The organism is Burkholderia sp. lig30, from assembly GCF_000687455.2.
GTDB lineage: Bacteria > Pseudomonadota > Gammaproteobacteria > Burkholderiales > Burkholderiaceae > Burkholderia.
Window position 1 is genome coordinate 77769 of sequence record NZ_JGVW01000095.1, and the last position, 20165, is coordinate 97933.

General features: G+C 69.1%; 11 protein-coding genes. 3 read left to right on the forward strand and 8 right to left on the reverse strand.

Annotation, left to right across the window (positions count from 1 at the left end; translation table 11 throughout):
- Nucleotides 1–21 precede the first annotated feature (21 nt).
- From LIG30_RS19295 to LIG30_RS19310, 4 genes are all read right to left on the reverse strand, one after another.
- Nucleotides 22–1092: an ABC transporter permease gene (locus LIG30_RS19295; RefSeq protein ID WP_038714568.1), complete on the reverse strand. Its 1071-nt coding sequence runs from the start codon at nt 1090–1092 to the stop codon at nt 22–24.
- A 142-nt stretch (nt 1093–1234) separates the two neighbouring features.
- On the reverse strand, nt 1235–2824 hold the full coding sequence (locus LIG30_RS19300; RefSeq protein ID WP_038714569.1) for an ABC transporter substrate-binding protein: 1590 nt from the start codon (nt 2822–2824) through the stop codon (nt 1235–1237).
- A 153-nt stretch (nt 2825–2977) separates the two neighbouring features.
- Nucleotides 2978–3331 carry a hypothetical protein gene (locus tag LIG30_RS19305; protein WP_038714600.1) on the reverse strand — a complete coding sequence of 118 codons (354 nt, stop codon included), beginning with the start codon at nt 3329–3331 and terminating at the stop codon, nt 2978–2980.
- Between the two features lie 294 nt (nt 3332–3625).
- Nucleotides 3626–3955, reverse strand: a complete 330-nt coding sequence (locus LIG30_RS19310) for a hypothetical protein (RefSeq protein ID WP_038714571.1) — start codon at nt 3953–3955, stop codon at nt 3626–3628.
- A 145-nt stretch (nt 3956–4100) separates the two neighbouring features.
- On the opposite strand from LIG30_RS19310, the gene LIG30_RS19315 reads away from it, so the two are divergent.
- The 3 genes from LIG30_RS19315 (at nt 4101) to LIG30_RS19320 (ending at nt 7343) form a co-directional block, all read left to right on the forward strand.
- A complete protein-coding gene (locus LIG30_RS19315) occupies nt 4101–4607 on the forward strand; it encodes a DUF2946 domain-containing protein (protein WP_235510338.1) in 507 nt (168 codons plus the stop codon).
- Between the two features lie 206 nt (nt 4608–4813).
- Nucleotides 4814–4987 (forward strand): hypothetical protein, encoded by a 174-nt coding sequence (locus LIG30_RS27040; RefSeq protein WP_200929708.1) that lies wholly within the window; start codon nt 4814–4816, stop codon nt 4985–4987.
- 151 nt (nt 4988–5138) lie between these two features.
- Complete coding sequence (locus LIG30_RS19320; protein ID WP_083494094.1) at nt 5139–7343, forward strand: TonB-dependent receptor; 2205 nt, start codon at nt 5139–5141, stop codon at nt 7341–7343.
- A 57-nt stretch (nt 7344–7400) separates the two neighbouring features.
- Here LIG30_RS19320 and LIG30_RS19325 read toward each other — a convergent pair whose 3' ends face one another.
- The 4 genes from LIG30_RS19325 to LIG30_RS19340 form a co-directional block, all read right to left on the reverse strand.
- Nucleotides 7401–8144: a transporter gene (locus LIG30_RS19325; RefSeq protein ID WP_038714573.1), complete on the reverse strand. Its 744-nt coding sequence runs from the start codon at nt 8142–8144 to the stop codon at nt 7401–7403.
- A gap of 83 nt (nt 8145–8227) precedes the next feature.
- The gene (gene mgtA / locus LIG30_RS19330; RefSeq protein ID WP_083494097.1) at nt 8228–10993 is read right to left on the reverse strand and encodes a magnesium-translocating P-type ATPase; all 2766 of its coding nucleotides are present in this window, start codon (nt 10991–10993) and stop codon (nt 8228–8230) included.
- Nucleotides 10994–11711: 718 nt separating this feature from the next.
- Nucleotides 11712–13928 carry a penicillin-binding protein 1C gene (pbpC, locus tag LIG30_RS19335; RefSeq protein ID WP_038714574.1) on the reverse strand — a complete coding sequence of 739 codons (2217 nt, stop codon included), beginning with the start codon at nt 13926–13928 and terminating at the stop codon, nt 11712–11714.
- A 7-nt stretch (nt 13929–13935) separates the two neighbouring features.
- Nucleotides 13936–19947 (reverse strand): Ig-like domain-containing alpha-2-macroglobulin family protein, encoded by a 6012-nt coding sequence (locus tag LIG30_RS19340; protein WP_038714576.1) that lies wholly within the window; start codon nt 19945–19947, stop codon nt 13936–13938.
- Nucleotides 19948–20165: the final 218 nt, after the last annotated feature.

The window sequence follows — 20165 nt, forward strand, 5'->3', positions numbered from 1 at the left end:
CGCATGACGGGCAGCCAGCGCTCAGCGCGCGCGCGGATCGAACACGCGGTACAGCGCGTCGGTCAGCAGGTTGACGGTGATGAACATCGCGCCGATCACGAGCGTCGCGCCGAGCACCGCATTCATGTCGGCGTTGAGCAGCGCGCCCGTCAGGTACGAGCCGAGGCCCGGCCACGCGAACACGATCTCGGTCAGCACGGAGCCTTCGAGCAGGTTGCTGTACGTGAGCGCGATCACGGTCAGGAGCGGCACCGCGATGTTGCCGAATGCGTGGCGCCAGATCACGCGGCGCTCGGGCAGCCCTTTCGCGCGCGCGGTGACGATGTATTCCTGGCTGAGCTGCTCGAGCATGAACGAGCGCGTCATCCGGCTCAGGTACGCGACCGAGTAATAGCCGAGGATGGCCGCCGGCAGCGCGATGTGCGCGACCGCGTTGCGGAACACGTCCCATTCGCCGGCGAGCGCGGCGTCGATCAGCAGGCTGCCGGTGCGCGTGTCGACCATCCCGTCGAAGGCCGGGTCGAGGCGGCCCGGCCCCGCGACCCAGTGCAGGCGCGCATAGAACAGCAACAGGCCCATCAGGCCGAGCCAGAACACCGGCACCGAGTTGCCGATCAGGCCGACGAAGCGCGCGACGTGATCGATCGGCCGGTTGTGCCGAACCGCCGCGGCGACGCCGAGCGGCACGCCGATCGCGATGCCGATCACCGTCGCGAGCGTGGCCAGCTCGAGCGTCGCGGGAAACACGCGCCGGATGTCGTCGAGCACCGGATTGGACGTCAGCAGCGACACGCCCAGGTTGCCGTGCAGCACGTCGCGCGCGTAGATCATGAACTGCGTCGCGAGCGGCTTGTCGAGCCCGAGCGCGATGCGCTCGGCCGCATACGCGTCGGCGGACGCGCGATCGCCGAGCACCGCGAGCACCGGATCGATCGGGACCTTGCGGCCGATCGCGAAGGTGAGCGCCAGCAGCCCGGCGAACGTGACGGCGAGCGTGAATGCCCAGCGCAGCGCACGCAGCGCCCAGCGCACGGCGGGGCGCCGCGCGGGGAGCGTGCGCAGCGCTTCGAGGGGGGAGGCGGGAGTCGACATGACGCGGTTCGGTGACGGCGGATCGCTTTTTCAGGTTTCGATACATCCATTTTATTCTGTCGCTCCGCGAAACGACCAGCACGGCCAGCCTGTCGCTGCGCCGCGCTCGGCCTGCCGGTGCTGGACGCGCGGCGCGCGACGCTCACTTCTGCAGCGTGCGGTACGACACCAGATCGTTGATCGGGCCGATTTCCGGGCCGGTGACGCCCGGCCGCGTCGCGACCTGCACGACCTTCTCGAACATGATGACGAACGGCGAGCGCGCGAGCACTTCCTTCTGCAGCGCTTCATAGCGCTGCGCGCGCTTCGCCGGCGACGGCTCGACGAGCGCGGCCTCGGTTTGCTTCGTCAGCTGCGGAATGTCCCAGCCGTTGCGCCACGCGAGCATCCGGTACTTCGATTGATCCGAGTTGTCCGGATTCCACGCGAAGCCGCGCGCGTTGCTGTTCGGGTCCATGTAGTCGGGCGACCATTCGCCGATGAAGATGTCGTGCTGGCGCGCGCGGTACTTGCCGATCGCCTGCTTCGCGTCGCCCGGCACCAGCTTCACCCGGATGCCGCCCTGCGCGAAGTTCGCCTGCAGCGCCTGGGCGATCTCGATGTACGGGTAATCGTTCGGCATGTCCATCGTTACGGCAAAGCCGTTCGGCACGCCGGCCTTTGCGAGCAGCGCCTTCGCCTTCGCGACGTTCTGGCTGTACGGGCGCGCGTTCAGCGTGCCGAGGAAGCCTTCCGGCAGGAAGGTCTGATGCACCTTGTAGGTCGTGCTGACGATGTTGCGCTGGATGCCGTCGTAATCGACGAGCCACTTCATCGCTTCCTGTACGTCGGGCTTCGCGAGCATCGGGTTCTTCGTGTTGAGGCCCAGGTACAGCAGCGCCGACACCGGCCACGCGGCGACCTTGACCTTGCCGGCCTTCGTCAGCGCGGCGAGGCTGTCGGGGCTCAGGTTGCGCGCGGCGTCCACGTCGCCGTTTTCGAGCAGCAGGCGCTGCGCGGAGGCTTCCGGCACGTGGCGCAACACGACACGCTTCATCGGATACGGCGTGCGGTAGCCGTCGAAGCGCTGCAGCACGACGCTCTCGTTTGGCGTCCACTTGACGAGCCGGTAGGGCCCGGAGCCCGCGTCGTGGGTCTTCAGCCACGCGCTGCCGAAGTCGTTGCCTTGCTGGTTCGACAGCAGGAGCTTCCGGTCCAGCACCGACGCCGGGCATGCGCTCAACACGTTGAGCACGAAGCTCGGCGCGTACTTGCGGTCGGTTTCGAGCACGATCGTCTGCGGATCGGGCGCGCGGACCTTCTGCATCACGTTCGCCCGGGTGAGGCCGAGATCGGCGAGCACGGCGGCCGGCCCCTTGTCGAGCAGCACCGTGCGCTGCAGCGACCACGCGACATCGTCGGCGGTCAGCGGGTTGCCGGAGTGGAAGGTGACGCCCGGACGCAGCTTGAACGTATACGTGGTGCCGTCCGCGCCGATGCTCCACGACTGCGCGATCTGGCCGTCGAAGCGGGTCGGGTCCTTCAGGTCGACGCGCACCAGCCGTTCGTAGGTGTTCGCGACGTATTCGGACGGCACGAGCTCGTAGATCTCGCTCGGATCGAGGGTCGTGAATTCGCCGAGCTGGGTGGCGACCACGAAGATGCCGGGCGGCGTCGCGGCGTGAGCCGGCAACGCGGGCGTGAGCGCGGCGAGCGCGGCAGTGACGAACAGCCTGGACAGCAGATGCTTCATGCGGGCTCCATCGGAAAGAGATCGTGGTGCGATTCTCTCATCGACGGCCGCCCGGTTGAAGCCCGTCGATTGCCCTGCGCGCCCGCCGCGCTCACCGCGCGAACGGCCCGCCGATGCCGGGCGCTTGCGCGGCGCCGCGTCGCGCGATGCGCGTTACGTCGCGCAGCGTGCGATCACGAAGCGCATTTCTTCCTCGGGCGGCTCGCTTGCCGTGCCGCGCACGACCTTGATGACCGAGCCGCCGTTGGACGGCGTCAACGTGACGAAGTACGAGCCGCTCGACGCCGATCCGACCGTGATGTCGGTCACGCCGTTGCTCCGCGACGCATGCACGCGCGACAGCCGACGGTCGAGGCAGCTCGCGATCGTGCCGGCCGCGTGTCGCGACGAAACATAGACCATCGGTTGTTCGGCCGATGCGGCGGCGGCGGCGGCGGTTTCGGGCTGGCGCGGCGAGCCGCAGGCGGCGAGCAGCGCGATCGGAGCGAGAAGAATGAGTCGTTTCATGATGATTCGTGTTTGCGTGTCTGTCGTGGCAAAGCGCGGCGCGCGGGCACTGGCGAAACGCGGCGTGTCGCGGCGAATCCGCCCGGCGCTGCTTTCGTTGGGCGGATGCGCGATCCGGTCGACGACGCAGTATACCTGCGCGGGTTCGCGCGAAGCATCGGCCGCGGAAAGCGTCGGCTGTCCGAACGGACGTGCGCGTCGCGGCCGGCGATTCATCGCGCGCGCGTCACGCAAAAAGCGCACGTCGCCGCATTCACGGCAACGTGCGCAGGGCCGACAGCCGCAGCGTCGCGTTTATTGCCCGATCTTGTTGCCGACTGCGTTTTCCTGCTGATTCAGTACACGCTGTTCGGGCTTCGTGATGTGGCCGCCGTTCTGGACCGCCATGTTGCGCTCTTCCTGGCGGATCTTGCGATCGTCGCGATGCAGGCGCTCGGCCCGTGCATGCGACATCTCGCCTTCCTTCACTTCATGGTGGATGCGGCGGTTCTGGTTGGCGAGGCGCTGGTTCACTTCTTCACGGCGCGGGTGCGCCTTTTGCCACGGCGTGTCGGCGAAAGCGGTGCCGGTCAGGACCGACATCAGGGTAGCGGCGATGGCGAGGTTGCGGGTGAGGGTGCGCATTACGATTCTCCTGTCGTTGCCGGGAGAAATTCCCGGTGCTTGCAGAGAAAAACGCGTCTTCCGCGCAATGTGTTGACGTGCCGAACTGTATCGTTTGTGAGCGTTTATTACGCAGCGCGGCGGCGGCTCACGCATCGTCCGGCACGTGATCCCGGCCGAAAGCGCGGGCCGGACGTGCCGCGGCGTCCGCGCCGGGCGGTGGGCGGATCGCTTGCCGTGGCATAATTGCGCCGTTTCCGACCCTGTTCACGCCGTTGCGGCCATGTCGAGTCGTCTCCATCAGAAGATCGCCAGCATGCTGGGATTGCTTGCCATCCTGATGGTCACGCTCGCCCCGACGGTATCGCAGGTGCTCGCGGCGACGCGCGCGTCGGCCGATCCGGAGGCGGCGCTGTGCAGCGTGCATGCCGCGCTCGCGGACGAAGCGCCGCCGTCGCCCGACGATTCCCGCTCGCTTGCCGCGCACTGGCATGCGTGCGGCTATTGCGGCCTGTTCGCCCATGCGCCCGCATTGCCGATTGCCCGGACCGCGCTCGCGGTCGCCGTCGCCGCGGCGGAAGAACGTGCGGCGGTGCGATTCGAAACGCATCGCCGGTCGTTCATCCTCGACGCCGCGCAGCCCCGCGCCCCACCTGTCCTTTCCTTGATTTGACGTCCGTCAGTCGCGACGCCCGCCACGGCGTCGCGCGGTTGCGCGTTCACGCGCGGCGTGGCCTCGCCACGCAACGATCGAGGATCGACCATGAAAAGCACTTCGATGCGCCACGCGATCGCGTGGCGCGCGGCGGCCTGCGCGTTCGCGCGGGTGCCTCATGTGAAGCGGCGCGCCGCTTCGCGTCATGTCGGCAGGGGGCACGCATGAACCGGCGAATCTCCCTGTCCGAATGGATCGTCCGCTACAAGACGCACCTGAACATTGCTGGCGTGATCGCGTGCGCGCTGTGGATCGGCTGGATTGCGTGGATGACATGGCCCGACGCAGCGGCCGTGCCGCCGGCCGGCGCGTCGGCGTGCGTGCGGCCGACCACCTAGCGTCGACGATCTCGCCGCTTTCCATCGCGGTTCAGGCGATCCCGGCCGCGCATGCGCGCCCGGGACGCATGCCGTTCGCCGGCTGTGCCGGCACCCCGACACCCTCTGCTTTTCCCTGCGTCGCGATTCGCGCGGCCCGGACGATACCCCGATGATGATTCGACAACACAAGGAAAAATGGCTGATTCCGGCTTGCGTCGCGTTCGCGCTGGCGGCACCGGTGGACCCTGTCTGCGCACAGGATGCCGACGCGGCGCCCGAGGATGCGTCCGCGCGCGGGTCCGGGGTCGCCATTGTGCCGATGCCCGCTTCGGCGTCGATTCCGGCTCCGGCGTCGCCATCGCCATCGCCATCGCCATCGGGCTCGGCTTCGGTTCCGACCGCGACTCTGGCCCCGGCCCCGGCCGCCTCCGGCGGCGACTCGACGTTCGTGCTCGGCACGGTCGAGATACGGGGCGCGCGCACCGGCCCCCTCGCCACCCGCAACGTGCTGACCTCGGTCGACCGTATCGATGCCGACCACATCGAGAACCAGAGCGTGCGCAGCCCGTGGGAGCTGTTCGCGCAGATGCCGGGGGCGCTGCTGACCGACTTCAACCAGGGCACCACGTCCGGCAAGCTGTCGTTCAGGGGCTCCAACGGCGAGGGCGAAATCAATGCGGTGAAATTGCTGATCGACGGCATTCCGTCGAACAGCAACGACGGGAACATGCCGTACATGGACGCCGTGTTCCCGCTTGAAATCGACTCGCTGGAGACCGTGCGCGGCACCAACGATCCCCGCTACGGGCTGCATAACATCGCGGGCAATGCGACGCTCGCGACACTGACGGGCGGCACCTACGCGCGCGGCCGCATCGGCTACGGCAGCGACAACACGTTCGACGCGGAAACGGTTGCCGGGCACGAAACGGACACGTTCTCGCAGAACTATGCGTTCGGCTATCGCCGCTCGGATGGCTATCGCGATCATTCCGGCATGGACAAGGCCGGCCTGGCCGGCAAGTGGTTCTACAGCCCGACGGCGGATGTGCGCGTCGGATTCTCCGCACGCTACGCGCGCGTCGCGGCCGACGAGCCCGGCTACCTGACCGATGCCGATGCGCGCGCGCATCCGACCGAGTCCTACGCGTTCAACGCGACCGACCAGGCCACGCGGGAGACCGGCCAGTACGCGCTGCATGCGGACATCGATCTCGGCGATCGCCTGTCGTGGTCGACGATCGCCTACTGGAACACGTTCCGCGAGCGGCGCTGGGTGACGTACTCGGCGTCGGCGAGCCAGCAGGAGCGCTTCTCCGACGAGCGCCAGCTGGGCTTTCTGAGCACGCTGACGTACCGGCCGCGCATCGGCTGGCTGCGCGACTTCGCGCTCGAAGGCGGCGTGAGCGGCGAGTGGCAGAACAACACGAGCCAGCGCTGGCTGACCGTGCAGCACGAGCGGACGTCGCACACCCGCGATCAGGCGTTTGCGTACGACACCTTGGGCGCATACGTGCAGGCGGTCGTGAAGCCGTTCGACGCGCTGAAGATCATTCCCGCATACCGGGTCGATCTGCTGGACGGGCAGTTGACCGATAACCTGACCGGCAAGCGCTACGACATGAACCGCTACGGCGCGATCCCGCAGCCCAAGATCAGCGCGGTCTATACGCTGCTGCCCGGATACAGCGTCTACGGCAACTATGGACGGACGTTCCAGGCGGGCGTGGGCGCCGGCGCGTACAAGATCCCCCCGCGCACCGCCGATCTCGCGCCGTCGATCAACGACGGCTGGGAGGCCGGCGTGAAGTTCCAGCCCGCGGACTGGATCGACGGGCGCATCGCGTACTGGGAGCAGGTCGCGTCGAACGAGGTGCGGCGCAAGCTCAACGATCCGGCCGGCGACTACGACAACCTGGGCAAGACGAAGCGCCACGGCTTCGACGTGCAGGCGAACCTGCGCGTCGCGCGCGACGTGTCGCTGTGGCTTGCCTATACGTACCAGATGGCGCGCATCGTCGATCCCGGGCCGGCGAATCCGGCGAGTGCCGGCAAGGAGGTCGACCACGTGCCGAACCATCTGTTCTCGGCGGGCCTCGACTATCAGGCGACGCCCGACCTGCGCGTGTCCGCTTGGGCCAATGCGCAGAGCGCGTATTACCTCGAGCAGACCAACACGACGGGCAAGTTCGGCGCGGCGGTCACGGTCAATGCGCGTGCCGCATATCGGCTGTCGAAGGCGATGACGGTCGATCTGCAGGTGACCAATCTGTTCAACCGCTACAACGAATACGTGTGGTACGACGGCACGCAGGCGCTGCATTCGCCCGGCCCGGGACGCGCGGCGTTCGCGTCGCTGACCGTGAGCTACTGACGTCGCGGCGCGCGATTCGCCATCCGTGCAGCCCGCATGGCGTCGTTGCCGGACGCGTCACCAGCGCGCGGTGATCCCCGCCATCACCGAATGATCGTAGGCCTGGTCATTCAGCCCGTGCCGATAGCCGACGTCGAGATCGAGCCAGCTTTTCGGCGAGTAGATCGCTCCCGCGATCAGGAACGCGGGATGCGCGCCTGCTCCGCGCTCGGGATTGCGCGACGCGCCGACGTCCGCCACGAGCTGCAGCTTGTCCGTCGCGCGATACAGCGCCGCGCCCGACAGCTGCCAGATCGATGTCAGGTCGTCCTGCCGGTTCGGCTGATACGCGATCCCCGCGTTGGCGAGGAACGTCAGCCGGGCGACCTCGTACTGCGCGACGAGCGTCGCGCCTGCGCCCATGCGTCCCGTCCCGAGCCCGCGCCGGTCGTTGCCCGTCGGCGCGGTCACGTGCGGCTTGATCGCGAGACTGAACGGCCCGCGTTCGGCAAAACGCCATTTCATGCCGATTTCGATGTCGCCGAAACCCGAGCCGTTCTCGTCGGAGCGGTTCTGCACATGCGTATAGGGCGCATCGACATAGACATCGGCGCGTTCGCCGACGCCGCGGGTCAGCGTCGTGCCCCACAGCTGCTGGCGTCCGGTGTCCGCCTGCTTCGACGTCTGCTCCATGTTCAGTTCGTATTGCCAGTTGGCGTTGCCTTGCGTGCCGGTGTCTTCGGAGGCGAGCGGGTGGGCCGCATAGGTGTCGAGCGGCGCGAAGATCGCGCCGGCGGCGGCGAGTGGAAGGAGTGTTTTCATGTCGTTCCTGCGAAAAGCGTTGGGGGAAGCCGGCCCGCGCATCAGGCGCGAGCCGGCTTCGCTTCATGTCGTGCGGGCCGGAATCAGAACCACTGCTTGTAGCGGCGCACGTAGACGGTCTTCACGGCCTGTGCGAGCAGGATGTAGCCGACCATCGTCGCGACGAGCCACATCCAGTAGCTGCCGGGCAGGTGCATGAAGCCGAGCGCGTCGGCGAACGGCGAGAACGGCAGCCAGCAGCCGATCGCGATCGCCGTCGCCGTCGACAGCAGCACCGGCAGTGCGGCCGTGCTCTGCAGGAACGGGATCTTCTGCGTGCGCAGTAGATGCACGACGAGCGTCTGCGACACGAGGCTTTCGATGAACCAGCCGGAGTTCATCACGACCTGGCCGGCGCCGCCGCCGTTCAGGTGATACATCGCGCCCGCGCCGAACACGGTCCACATCAGCACGTAGGTCGTGATGTCGAACACCGACGAGGTCGGCCCGACCCACAGCATGAAGCGGCTGATGTTCTTCGCTTCCCACTTGCGCGGCTTCTTCAGGAACTCCGGGTCCATCTTGTCCCACGGCAGCAGCATCTGCGACGTGTCGTAGATCAGGTTCAGCACCAGCAGCTGGGTCGCGAGCATCGGCTCCCAAGGCAGGAATGCGCTGGCGACGAGCACCGAGAACACGTTGCCGAAATTCGAGCTGGCGGTCATGTTCAGGTACTTGAGAATGTTGCCGAAGGTTTCGCGGCCCTTGATCACGCCTTCCTCGAGCACCATCAGGCTCTTTTCGAGCAGGATGATGTCGGCGGTTTCCTTCGCAATGTCCGCGCCGCTGTCGACCGAAATGCCGACGTCGGCGTCGCGCAGCGCGGGCGCGTCGTTGATGCCGTCGCCGAGGAAGCCGACCGTGTGCCCGTTCGCCTGCAGCGCGGTCACGATGCGCGCCTTCTGCAGCGGCGTGAGCTTTGCGAACACGGTCGAGCGTTCGACAACCTGAGCGAGCGTCGCGTCGTCGAACGCGTCGATCTCGGGGCCGAGGACCGGCTGGCCCGGCTCGAGTCCGACCTGCCGGCAGACCTTCATCGTGACGGTCGGGTTGTCGCCGGTCAGCACCTTGACTGCCACGCCGTTCTCGCGCAGCGCGGCGAGCGCCGGCGCCGCCGATTCCTTCGGCGGGTCCAGGAAGGTCAGGAAGCCGCGCACGGTCAATTCGCGCTCGTCCGCCGTGCGGTACTGGCTGCGTTCCTCGCCGCGCGCAATGGCGCGCGTCGCGACGACCAGCACGCGGAAGCCGTCCTCGTTATAGGCGTTCGCCTGTTCGAGCAGACGCTTGCGCGCGACGAAATCGATCGGCCGCACGCCGTCCTCGTCCTGCACGTGGGTCGACACCGACAGCATTTCCTCGACCGCGCCCTTGCAGATGAGCAGATGCTCGCCGCGCGTGTCCTCGACGACGACGGACAGCCGGCGGCGCACGAAGTCGAACGGCAGCTCGTCGATCTTCTTGTAGCCCTGCGGCTTGACGCGATCGCCCAGTTCGTCCGCGCACGCGACGATCGCGATGTCGATCAGGTTCTTCTGGCCGCTCTGATGGAAGCTGTTCAGCCAGCCGAGCCGCAGGATGTCTTCGCTCTTGTGGCCGGACAGGTCGAGATGGTGCTCGAGGATGATCTTGTCCTGCGTGAGCGTGCCGGTCTTGTCGGTGCAGAGCACGTCCATCGCGCCGAAGTTCTGCACGGAGTTCAGGCGCTTGACGACGACTTTGCGGCGCGCCATCGCGACGGCGCCGCGCGCGAGGTTCGCGCTGACGATCATCGGCAGCATTTCCGGCGTCAGGCCGACGGCGACCGCGAGCGCGAAGGTGAGGGCGCTCAGCCAGTCGCCCTTGGTCAGGCCGTTGATCAGGAAGACGATCGGCACCATCACGAACATGAAGCGGATCAGCAGCCAGCTGACGCTCGCGACACCGCGATCGAAGCTGGTCTCGATGCGCTTGTGGCTGACGACGTTGCGCGCGAGCGACCCGAAATAGGTTTCCTCGCCGGTCGCGACGACCACGGCGAGCGCCGTGCCGCTGACGACGTTGGTGCCCATGAAGCAGACGTTCCCGAGATCGAGCAGCGACTGCGACGCGTCGGTCTCGTCCGTCGCGGGGGCGTCGGCCGACTTGCCCGCGACCGCGCCGAGCGTGTCGTATTTCTCGACCGGCAGCGCTTCGCCCGTCAGCACCGCCTGGCTGATGAACAGGTCGCGCGACGTGATGAGGCGCACGTCGGCGGGGATCATGTCGCCGGCCGACAGGTGCACGATGTCGCCGGTCACGACCTCGCGCATCGGCACTTCGCGGCGGGCCGGCTCGCTGGTGTCGGTGACGGTGCGCTGCACGGTCGCGGTGGTTCGTACCATCGCCTTCAGTTTTTCGGCGGCGCGCAGCGAGCGGAATTCCTGCACGAAGCGGAGCAGCGCGCTGATCGTCACCATCGTCAGCAGGATCGTCATGCCGACGAAGTCCCGCTCGCCGGGTGCCGCAAACCAGACGTCGGTGGTGAAGCTGATCGCGGCGAGCACCAGCAGCACGTAGACGAACGGATTGTGGAACGCCATCAGCAGCTGGCGGGTCCAGTGCGGCGGCCTGTCGTGCGCGATCTCGTTCGGGCCGTAGTACTGCAGGCGCTCGCCGGCCTGCTCGTAGGTCAGGCCCCGTGTGCTGGTGCGCAGCGCCCTCAGGGTGTCTTCGAGGGGGCGCGCGGCTTCCTGCGCGGCGCGGATGACGTGCGGTTCGTTGCGCCGGCTGGTGCCGCCCGTCTTGATGAATCCGCGCTGTTTCTTTTGAAAAGTGTTGTCGTGTCGTGTCATGTGTCGCTCCTTGCGCATGAGGCGGCGCGCGGGGAGCACACGTTATTGACGCACGAGCGCTTCCCGCCGCGTCGCGTCCGGCGCGATCGGCTGCTGAATATCGGTATGGAACGGAACGCTCGCCGGCGCGGGGCGCGTGATGCGCGTGTGCGCTATCGCACCGGCGAGCGGTAATCGGCTACTGTCGTCTGAATCCATCAGCACTCCTGTTGTTTGATGGTGTGAGGTGCGGGCGATCGCAAGCGGCACGTGCGCGATGGCACGCGAGCCGGATGGCGCGCAAACGGAAAATGCGTGCGGCGTCGCCGCGCGCGGCGCGAATACGGGCCGGCGCATGCGTAACCGCATGGCATTCGAATCAATCGGCGGGAAATCTGGCCGGTCAGGCCGGAAGGGCGCCGCATCCTGCTTCCCGGGATGCGGCAGAAGACGAGGCTCTGCGCGTTTTCCTCAGGCAGCAGTCAAGTTGGTCAACGGCCAACTACAACTCGCATCGGTGTTCACAGAACACTCCATGTAACTAGACGGGGGCGATGGTAAAGGCTCGTTGTGCGAAGCGTCAACCCTTTTATCCGACAATTTGTCATTTTCGTGAACGGGCTTCGCGCGGCTCGCTACGATGTGTGTTGTTGCGGTGCGACAATATTTAGCTTAACTGGCTATCTTGAATTTGAGGGGCGGCCGCTGCATCGTCGGATGGCGAGCGGGTGTGTCTCCGTCATCGCTCCGCCGGCGGCTTGCCGGCCGGCTTCGCGAATGCGCCGCGCACCTCGAAACTGACTGCGTCGGCGACGTTGCCGCGCGTGTCGACGAGTTCGAGCCGATGCCGTCCGGGCCACGGCGCCCACGCGACGCGGTCGCCGTGGCCGATCGCCCGGCCGTCGAGCCGCCACGAGAACCGTGCCGCGCGCCCCGCGCTGCGCTCGAACCAGATGCGTTGATTGCGTGGCGGGATATCGGGATCGATCGCGAAGATCGTGCCGTCGGTCGGCGCGCCGATCGTCAGCGGCGCGCGCGGGGAGCCGGGGCCGGGCGTGACCGGCGCGGCGAGCCGGACGGTGTCGAGCGCGGTGCCGTCGAGGAACCACTCGGTGCGCGCCGGCTCGACGTCGCGCTCGAACGTGATGCGGCGGCTTGCGACACCCGCGGGCGGGCGCGGCGGGCGGCTCGCGAGATCGCGGTGCAGGTAGCCGACGATCGCGGCCCACACGGGCGCCGCGCCGGTCACGCCGGACACGTCCCACATCGACGAGCCGTCCGCGTTGCCGACCCATACCCCGACCGTGTAGCGCGACGTGTAGCCGACCGCCCAGTTGTCGCGCATGTCCTTGCTGGTGCCCGTCTTCACCGCCGAGAAGAAGCGCGTCGCGAGCGGGCTGTCGAAGCCGAACGTGCGCACCCGCGCATTGTTGTCGGCGAGGATGTCGGTGACGACGTAGCTGGCGGCCTCGCTGAATACGCGCGTGCCGGCGGGCCGCGGGGTCGAAGCGGGCAGGTCGGCCGTGGCGCGCGCGACGCCGCCGTCGGCGAGCGCGCGATACGCATTGGCGAGCGACAGCAGCGTCACGTCGGCGCTGCCGAGCGCGAGGCTGAATCCGTAGTAGTCGCCTTCTTCGGCGAGCGGCAGGCCGAGCGCCTTGAGCGTGCGCGCGAAACGGTGCGGCGTCACCAGCACGAGCGTGCGCACGGCGGGAACGTTGAGCGAGCCGCCGAGCGCGCTGCGCACGCTGACCCAACCCTTGAAGTGCTTGTCGTAATTCTGCGGGATGTACAGCCCGCCGCCGGCGGCCAGGTCGAGCGGTGCGTCGTCGAGCAGCGATGCTGCGGTCAGGCGTTTCTCGTCGATCGCCTGTGCGTACAGGAACGGCTTGAGCGTCGAGCCTGCCTGACGCGGCGCCAGCACCGCGTCGACGTCGCGCGCGCCCGACAGCGCGCCCGACGAGCCGACCCACGCGCGTATCTCGCCGCTCGCGTTGTCGAGCACGACGACGGCGCCGTCCTGTACGTTGCGGCGATGGGCGGGCGCATTGAGTTCGGTCAGCGCGCGGGTCAGCGTGTCGCGCGCGAAGCGCTGCAGCGGCGCGTCGAGCGTCGAACGGACGCGCGCGCCGGCGCCGGGGCGGACCTCGGCGGCGACCCGCCGCGCGAAATGCGGCGCGAGCGCGTCGTCGTCGCGCGTGGCCGCCGTCGTGCGCGCGGTGGCGAGCTGCACGAATCCGTCGAGCGACGCGCATGGCTGCGCCGCGCGCATGTCGCGCAGAATCCGGCACGCGCGCTCGGCCACCTTCGCGGCCGGCGCATTGGGCGCGCGCACGAGCGCCGCGGCGACGGCTGCTTCACGCGCGTCGAGCCCGGACGGCGCCTTGCCGAACAGCGTCTGCGACAGTGCGGCCAGGCCCACCGTCTCGCCGCGAAACGGCACGAGGTTCAGGTACGCCTCGAGAATCTGGTCCTTGCGCCATGTGCGCTCGAGCCGCAGCGCGTTCACGGCCTGGGTGGCTTTCTGCGGCAGCGAACGCTGGCCCGAGCGGTGCGGCGTGTCGCTCAACAGGCCGGCGAGCTGCATCGTCACCGTCGACGCGCCGCGCGTGCGCTCGTTCCACAGGTTGCCCCATGCGGCGCCCGCGATGCCGCGCCAGTCCACGCCGCTGTGCACATGGAAGCGTTTGTCCTCGGAGACGACGATCGCTTCGCGGAACGCGGGCGACACGTCCGCGAGCGCGACCCAGTCGCCGCGCCGCTCGGCGAGATCGACCCGGGTGCGCTGCAGCGGCGTGCCGTCGCGCGCGAGCAGCACCCAGTCGGAGCTGCGCCAGTCGCGCCGGACCTCGTCGTAGCCCGGCAGCGCATGCGCGACGATCGGCGCGGCGAGCGCCACGGCGAAGAGCGCGCGGCGCGCGATGCGCGCCCGGCGCGATGACACGGCATGCTTCATCGCGCGCTCACGGCTTGTCCGCCGGGACCGGCTTGACGGTCATCGGCGCATTCGGCCAGAGGCCGTATACCGACGGCGCGTACAACGCCTCGACGCGAGTCGGCGGCAACCCGAACGTGCCGACGTTGTTCAGCCGCACCGTGTATTCGACCGTGAGCTTGCCCTTCGGCAGGTAGTCGTAATACGCGCGATAGCCGTCGAAGTCGCGTTCGACGAACGCGGGCCATGCGCCGCCCGGCGCCGCTTCGCCATGCGTCGCGGCTTCGGAGTCGCGGCCGAGGCCGGAACCGAGGATCGTCGCGCCGGACGGGATCGGATCGTTGATGACCACCCACGTCATGTCGCTTTGCGCGTCGATCTCGACGCGCACGCGCAGCACGTCGCCGCGCGTCAGCGCGCCCTTGACGGCGGGCGACACGGGCGTGACCGTCTTCGCGATCCGGTAGCCGGCGGCGAACGGCGCGCGAAGCGGCACCGCGGCAAGGCTCTCGATCGTCGCCCACGGCCGGCCGCTGCCTTCCTGCGCGACGCTCAGCGCCGCCGGCGCGGCACCGTTGCGTGGCCACGGCAGCATCACGCTGCGCGCCGCGGCGGCGCGGGTCGCGGCGGTAGCCGATACGGCGCCGTCGGCGGCGGCCGGCTGGCTCCAGGCGATCGTGCGTGCGTTGTTGCCGAGCGCGATCCGGGTCGTGCCTGAGACCGGCGCGCTTTCGTACGTGCGCGAGAAGCGCTCGATCGCGAGCAGGCCGAGCGCGTTGGCGGTCGTCGTCTGCCACGCGCCGTTGCGCTGCAGCGCGAGGAGTCCGGCGGTCACGCGCGGCAGCTCGTCCTTCCAGCCGGCGTCGCCGGTGAATTCGAGCGCAAGCCGCGCGGCGTTGGTCTCGTTGCTCGTCATCAGCCACCACAGATCGTCGTTGCGCGCGGTCGAGAACACGAGCTGTGTGCCCTGGTAGGTCAGGCGCGCGCGCAGGATCTGCTCCGTCTGCGCGCGTTTTTCGTCGCGTTGCGGGATGTCCTTCACGCGCGTCAGGATCGCGTGATAGTCGAGCACCGCGGAGGTCGGCCACTGGTTCGGCGCGATTTCGATCGAGCCGAGCATCCGGCCTTGCGCCGCGCCGTAGCGCGACAGCGCTTCGATCGCCGCGAGCTTGCGCAGGTCGCGATCCTGGCGCGGCGCCCAGGTGTCGCGCTCGGCGCGTCCTTCGACGAAGCGCGTCAGGCCGGTCTCGAGCTGGCCGAGCACGCCGTCCGGCAGCGCGAAGCGGCGGTCGAGCCGGCTGGCCTCGTCGGCCAGCACGAGCAGGTACGCGCTCAGCGTCGGACTGCCGTAACGGTCGCTGTCGGACGGCGGCGGGAAATAGCTCGCCAGTCCGTCGCGGTCGAGGTAGACCGGCATGCGCGCAGCGAGCGCCTGCCATTGGGCCGCGTCGCGCAGGCCGATCGCGCGCGACGCCTGCTGCTCGAGGCAGCGGTACGGGTAGCGCTCGAACCAGCGCCGCACACCCGGCAGCCCGTCGGCGAGCTTCGGCTGCAGCGACACGGCGATGCCGCCGCGCGGCGCGCGTTGCGCGTTGGCCGCGGCGCCCGGCGGCGCGGCGACCGGCACGGTCAGCGTGCCGTCCACCTGGGCGAGCGTCGCCTGCTGGACGGTCACGGGCAGCGCGGGCACGACCTTCTGCGCGATCGCGAGTGCGTCGGCCGCGCGCTTGCCGCCTTGTTCGACCGCCTCGATGCGCCAGTTCAGCGTGCCTGCGGCGTCGATCGCCTGCTCCGGCACGGTCACGCTCCATGCCACCTCGCGCGCCGCGCCGGGCGCGAGCGCGACGGTTTGCGGCGCGACGTCGAGGCCCGGCGCCGCGGGCGTCACGACGACCTGCATCGCACGCTCCGTGGTGTTGCGCAGCGTGACCTGCGCGCGGAACGCGTCGCCCTCGCGCACGAGCGGCGGCAGGCCGGAGATCAATTGAAGGTCCTGCGTGCTGCGGATCGTCGTGCCGCCGGTGCCGAACCGGTCGGCGCCGACCGCCGCGACCGCGACGATGCGAAAGCGCGTCAGCGCGTCGTTGAGCGGCACGTCGACGGTCGCGGTGCCGTTCGCGTCGAGCGGCACCTGCGGATTCCACAGCAGCAGCGTGTCGAACAGCTCGCGGGTCGGCGCCATGCCGCCTCCGCCGCCGGCCGGCACCGCCTTGCGCCCGAAGTGGCGGCGGCCGACGATTTCCATCTGCGCGGTCGCCGTCTCGACGCCGTACGCGCGCCGCTGCAGCATCGCGTCGAGCAGATCCCAGCTGCGGTTCGGCATCAGTTCCAGCAGGGCCTCGTCCACCGCGGCAAGCGCGATCCGGGTGCCGGCCGGCGCGGGCCGGCCATCGGGCAACGCGACCTTCACGCGCACCTGCGCCTTGCCGCGCACCGCATAGCGGGCGGCGTCGGTCGTCACCGCGACCTCGAGCCGGTGCGCGCCCGTGCCGACCTTGATCTCGCTGACGCCGTAGCGGAATGCCGGCTTCGACAGGTCGACGAGCGCGGTCGGCGCCTCGTAATGGCGGCCTTCGCGCCAGAACGCGCGCGCCCACTCGACAGGCGCCTTCCAGCCCCACGTGAAGAACGAGTACCACGGCACGTCCCGCAGGCGTCCGCGCAGCGCGAGCACCGATACGTAGACGTTCGGCCCCCAGTCGTCGCCGACCTTCAGGTCGACCGCGGGATTCTTGCCGTTCAGCTCGACGACGTGCGTCTCCATGACGCCGCCGCGCTCGACCGCGACGAGGGCCGTCGCGTAGCGGAACGGCATCCGCACCTGGAAGCGCGCCGTCTCGCCGGGTTCGTACGAGGTTCGTTCCGGAATGACGTCGATCCGGTCGGTGTTGTCGCCGCCGAACCAGAGCTCGTCCGCGCGCGTGACCCACACCGACGTCGCCCCGTTCGACGTGCGGCCCGAGCCGTCCTTCGCGGTGGCGATCAACTGGACGTTGCCGGCCTGCGCGAGCGTCGCGTCGCAGGCGACGCGCCCCTTGTCATCGGTCTTGCCCGAGCACAGCACGCCGAGGTCGCGCGTGTCGCTGCGGTTGTCGTACGCATAGAAGCCGCCGACCATGCGCTTGCGCGACGACGTCGTGATGCGGGCGATGCCCCTGATTTCGACCGGCACCGATGCGCGCGGCTTGCCTTGCAGGTCGACGACGAGCGCCTGCACCGGCACTTTCTGGCCGACCGACACCCACCGTCCGGCCTTGATGCCCGCCACGACCGAGGCCGGCCAGAGCATCGCGTCGCCGCGAATGGTCTGGACCTCGCCGTTCGGATCGGCAAAGGTCGCTTCCAGCGCGACGCGCTTCGGCGTATCGACGGCGGGCAGGCCCTTGAGCGTCAGCGCGCCCGAGCCGGTGCGGTCGAGCGTCAGCGGCAGCTTGTCGGCGATCAGCTTCGTCGCGTCGGGATCGTTGCCGCGTGACGTGTCTTCGTCGTCCTGGGCTTCGTCGTCGGCGATGCCGCCGTCGGTCTCGGCGCGGTACGGCGCGAAGCTGAAATCCGGGAAGCGCTCGGCAAACGGCGCCGCCGCCGGCTTCAGCAGCGCGGACACCTGCACCGGCAGGCCCGATGCGCCGCCGCCGGACACATAGTCGATCTGCACCGCGAGCGGCGCTTCGGCCGCGCCGACGAGCGGGCTCGTCCGCGCATCGCGTGCGCCGATCGAGCCTTTGAAGACGGGCAGCCGGAACGCCTCGACGCGGAAACTGCCGCTGTCGTAGCTGACGCTCGGCGCATCTTCGTCGCCGTCTTCGAGCGAGACGCTGTACTCGCCGAGCTTCGCGGCGGGGGGCAGCGTGAAGCGCGTATCCGCGCTGTGGTCGGCCGCCCATGCGAGCGGCAGGCGGTAGGTCTGCCCGGTGCCCAGATGGCGGATCGCGACGCGCGACGGGTAATGCGGCGGGAACGCGAGGCTCCGCAGCGTTTCCTCGCGCACGAAGTGCTTCATCGAGATCGTGTCGCCGGCGCGCACCAGCGTCCGGTCGAACACCGTATGCGCGCGCACGGTCGGCGTGTCGCTCATGTCGGTCGGCACGTTGAAGCGCCACGATTCGATGCCGCGATTCCAGCTCGAACGCACGAAGGCCATGTCGGGGCCGGTCTTCGGATCGTCGATGCGGGCGGACACGAAAAAGTCGCCGAAGCCGTTCCTGTAGTCGCATTGCCGTTTCGACTCGAATGGCGTGTCGATCTTCAGCAGGCCGGCGGCATCGGTCCTGCCGGCGGCGATCTCGTCGCCGTTGCAGTCGGATACCCGCACCTGCGCGTTCGTCACCGGCTTGCCCTTGTCGAGCGTCGTCACCCACACGAGGCTGTTGTCGCGGCCGCGCTTCAAATGGACGCCGAGATTGGTGACGAGCACCGCCGTGCGGACATACATGCGGGCCGGCCTCGCGAGCAGCGAGCGGCCGAGCGCCGGCGACGCCAGTTCGAGCACGTGGAAGCCGGGCTTGTCGATCGGCACGCCGACGACCTCGAACGGACGCAACGCTTTCGGGTCGGCCTTCGGCAGCGTCAGCGTCTGCACGCCGGGCTCGCCGGCGAGCAGCGACAGCGAGCGGACGTCGATCAGGCGGCGGGGCGGGGCGGGTGGCTGTTCGCCTGCCCGCAACGGCACATAGACCGGGTCCTGCCCGTGATCCAGCAAGCCGGGGCGCATGCCGTCGATCGTCTCGCGGCTCATCGACCAGTCGTCGAAACGGTCGACGAGCTGCATCCACAGGCGGATCGCCGTGTCGTCCTCGACTGTCAGGTTCGAGAACTGCGCGCCGCCGCCATTCAGGCCCGCGATGTGCAGGTCGGCCTCGACGTTGCGCAGCGTCACCGGCACGAGCGCGGGCATCCCCGGCTCGGCGAAGCGCTCGACGATGCCGAACGTGCCGGACGGGAACTTCGCGAGCGGCGGCATCGGCGCGGTGCGGGTCGCGAGCGGGAACAGGTCGGCGTTGCCGAGCGCGCGCCCGGTGACGTCGCGCAGACCGGCCGGCAGCTCGATCGTCAGCGTGGCCTGCGGCGGCAACGGCGCGGCGAATTCGACGCGCGTCGTTTCCTCGTCGCGGTCGTCGGGGCTGAAGTACGGCTCGACCGCGCGTTGCGGGCCACGCAGCCGGATCTGCGCGGCGGCCTGGCGCGAGATCGGCGCGTTGAACGTCAGCCGCAGCGGACGCAGCGGCGTGCAGGGCGCCTTCGCGTTTTCCCGCTCGCACGAGAAGCTGGCGGCGAACGGTGCGCGCACCGTGTAGTCGAAGCGCCGCTCGGTGTCGTTCGCGATGCCGCCCGGGCTCGCGACGCCCGCGCCGTAGACGAGCTGCATCCTGGCGCTGGCGGGCAGCGCCTGCGCGCACGACAGCGTCAGCACGCGCGGGGCGTCCTGCTTCCAGCGGAAATGATCGAGCAGCGCGTCGCGCGTTGCCGTCTCGGCGGGCACGACGGGGATGCGGTTGCCGATGCCGGCCGCCTCGCACCAGATGTGCGCGAGCGCCGAACGCGCGTCGGCCGGCCCGTTGAGCTTGATGACGAAGACCTGGCGTTCCTCTATGTCGCGCGCGCCCGGCCGGACCGCAACCGGGAACGGCCCGCCCGTCTGGAACGTGAAGCGGCGCGGGCCGGCCGCCGCATTGCCGGCGACCGAGCGCAGCGCATCGTTGAGCGCGACCGTGCAGCGCACGCCGGGCGGCAGGTCGCGCGCGAAATCGTATACCCAGGTCTTGTCGTCGAGCCAATGCCCGGTGCCGCGCGCGGCGCCGGGATCGGTACAGTCGAGCCGGGCGGGATTCGGCGCGGCCGCCGTGCCGAGCGCGACCATCGGCTCGTCGAATTTCACGACGGCCTGCCGGACGTCGGCGACGGTGCCTTGCGGCGACACGCTCACGGTGCGCGCCGCATCGGCCTGCAGCGACAGCGCGGCGGAGGCCGCAAGCGCGGCGATTGTGCCGGCGCGCCAGAGCGGCAGGCGGGTCGGTCGGTTGTATTTATTGTTGTGCTTCATCGCTCGATGGCCCTCGGAGAGAAGCGTTCGTGATTGTCGGCGATTCTATCCGAGCGGCCGGCGAGTCTATTCCGATTTCGAGCGGCGGTGCGGGCGTGTCGATGGCCGCGCGTCGTGCAATGTGTCACGCCATCGACACAAAATTTCATCGAAATGTGGATTGTGTCGGAATGCGGAACATTTAATGGACTATAAAAGGAGTGTCCGACCGACAATGT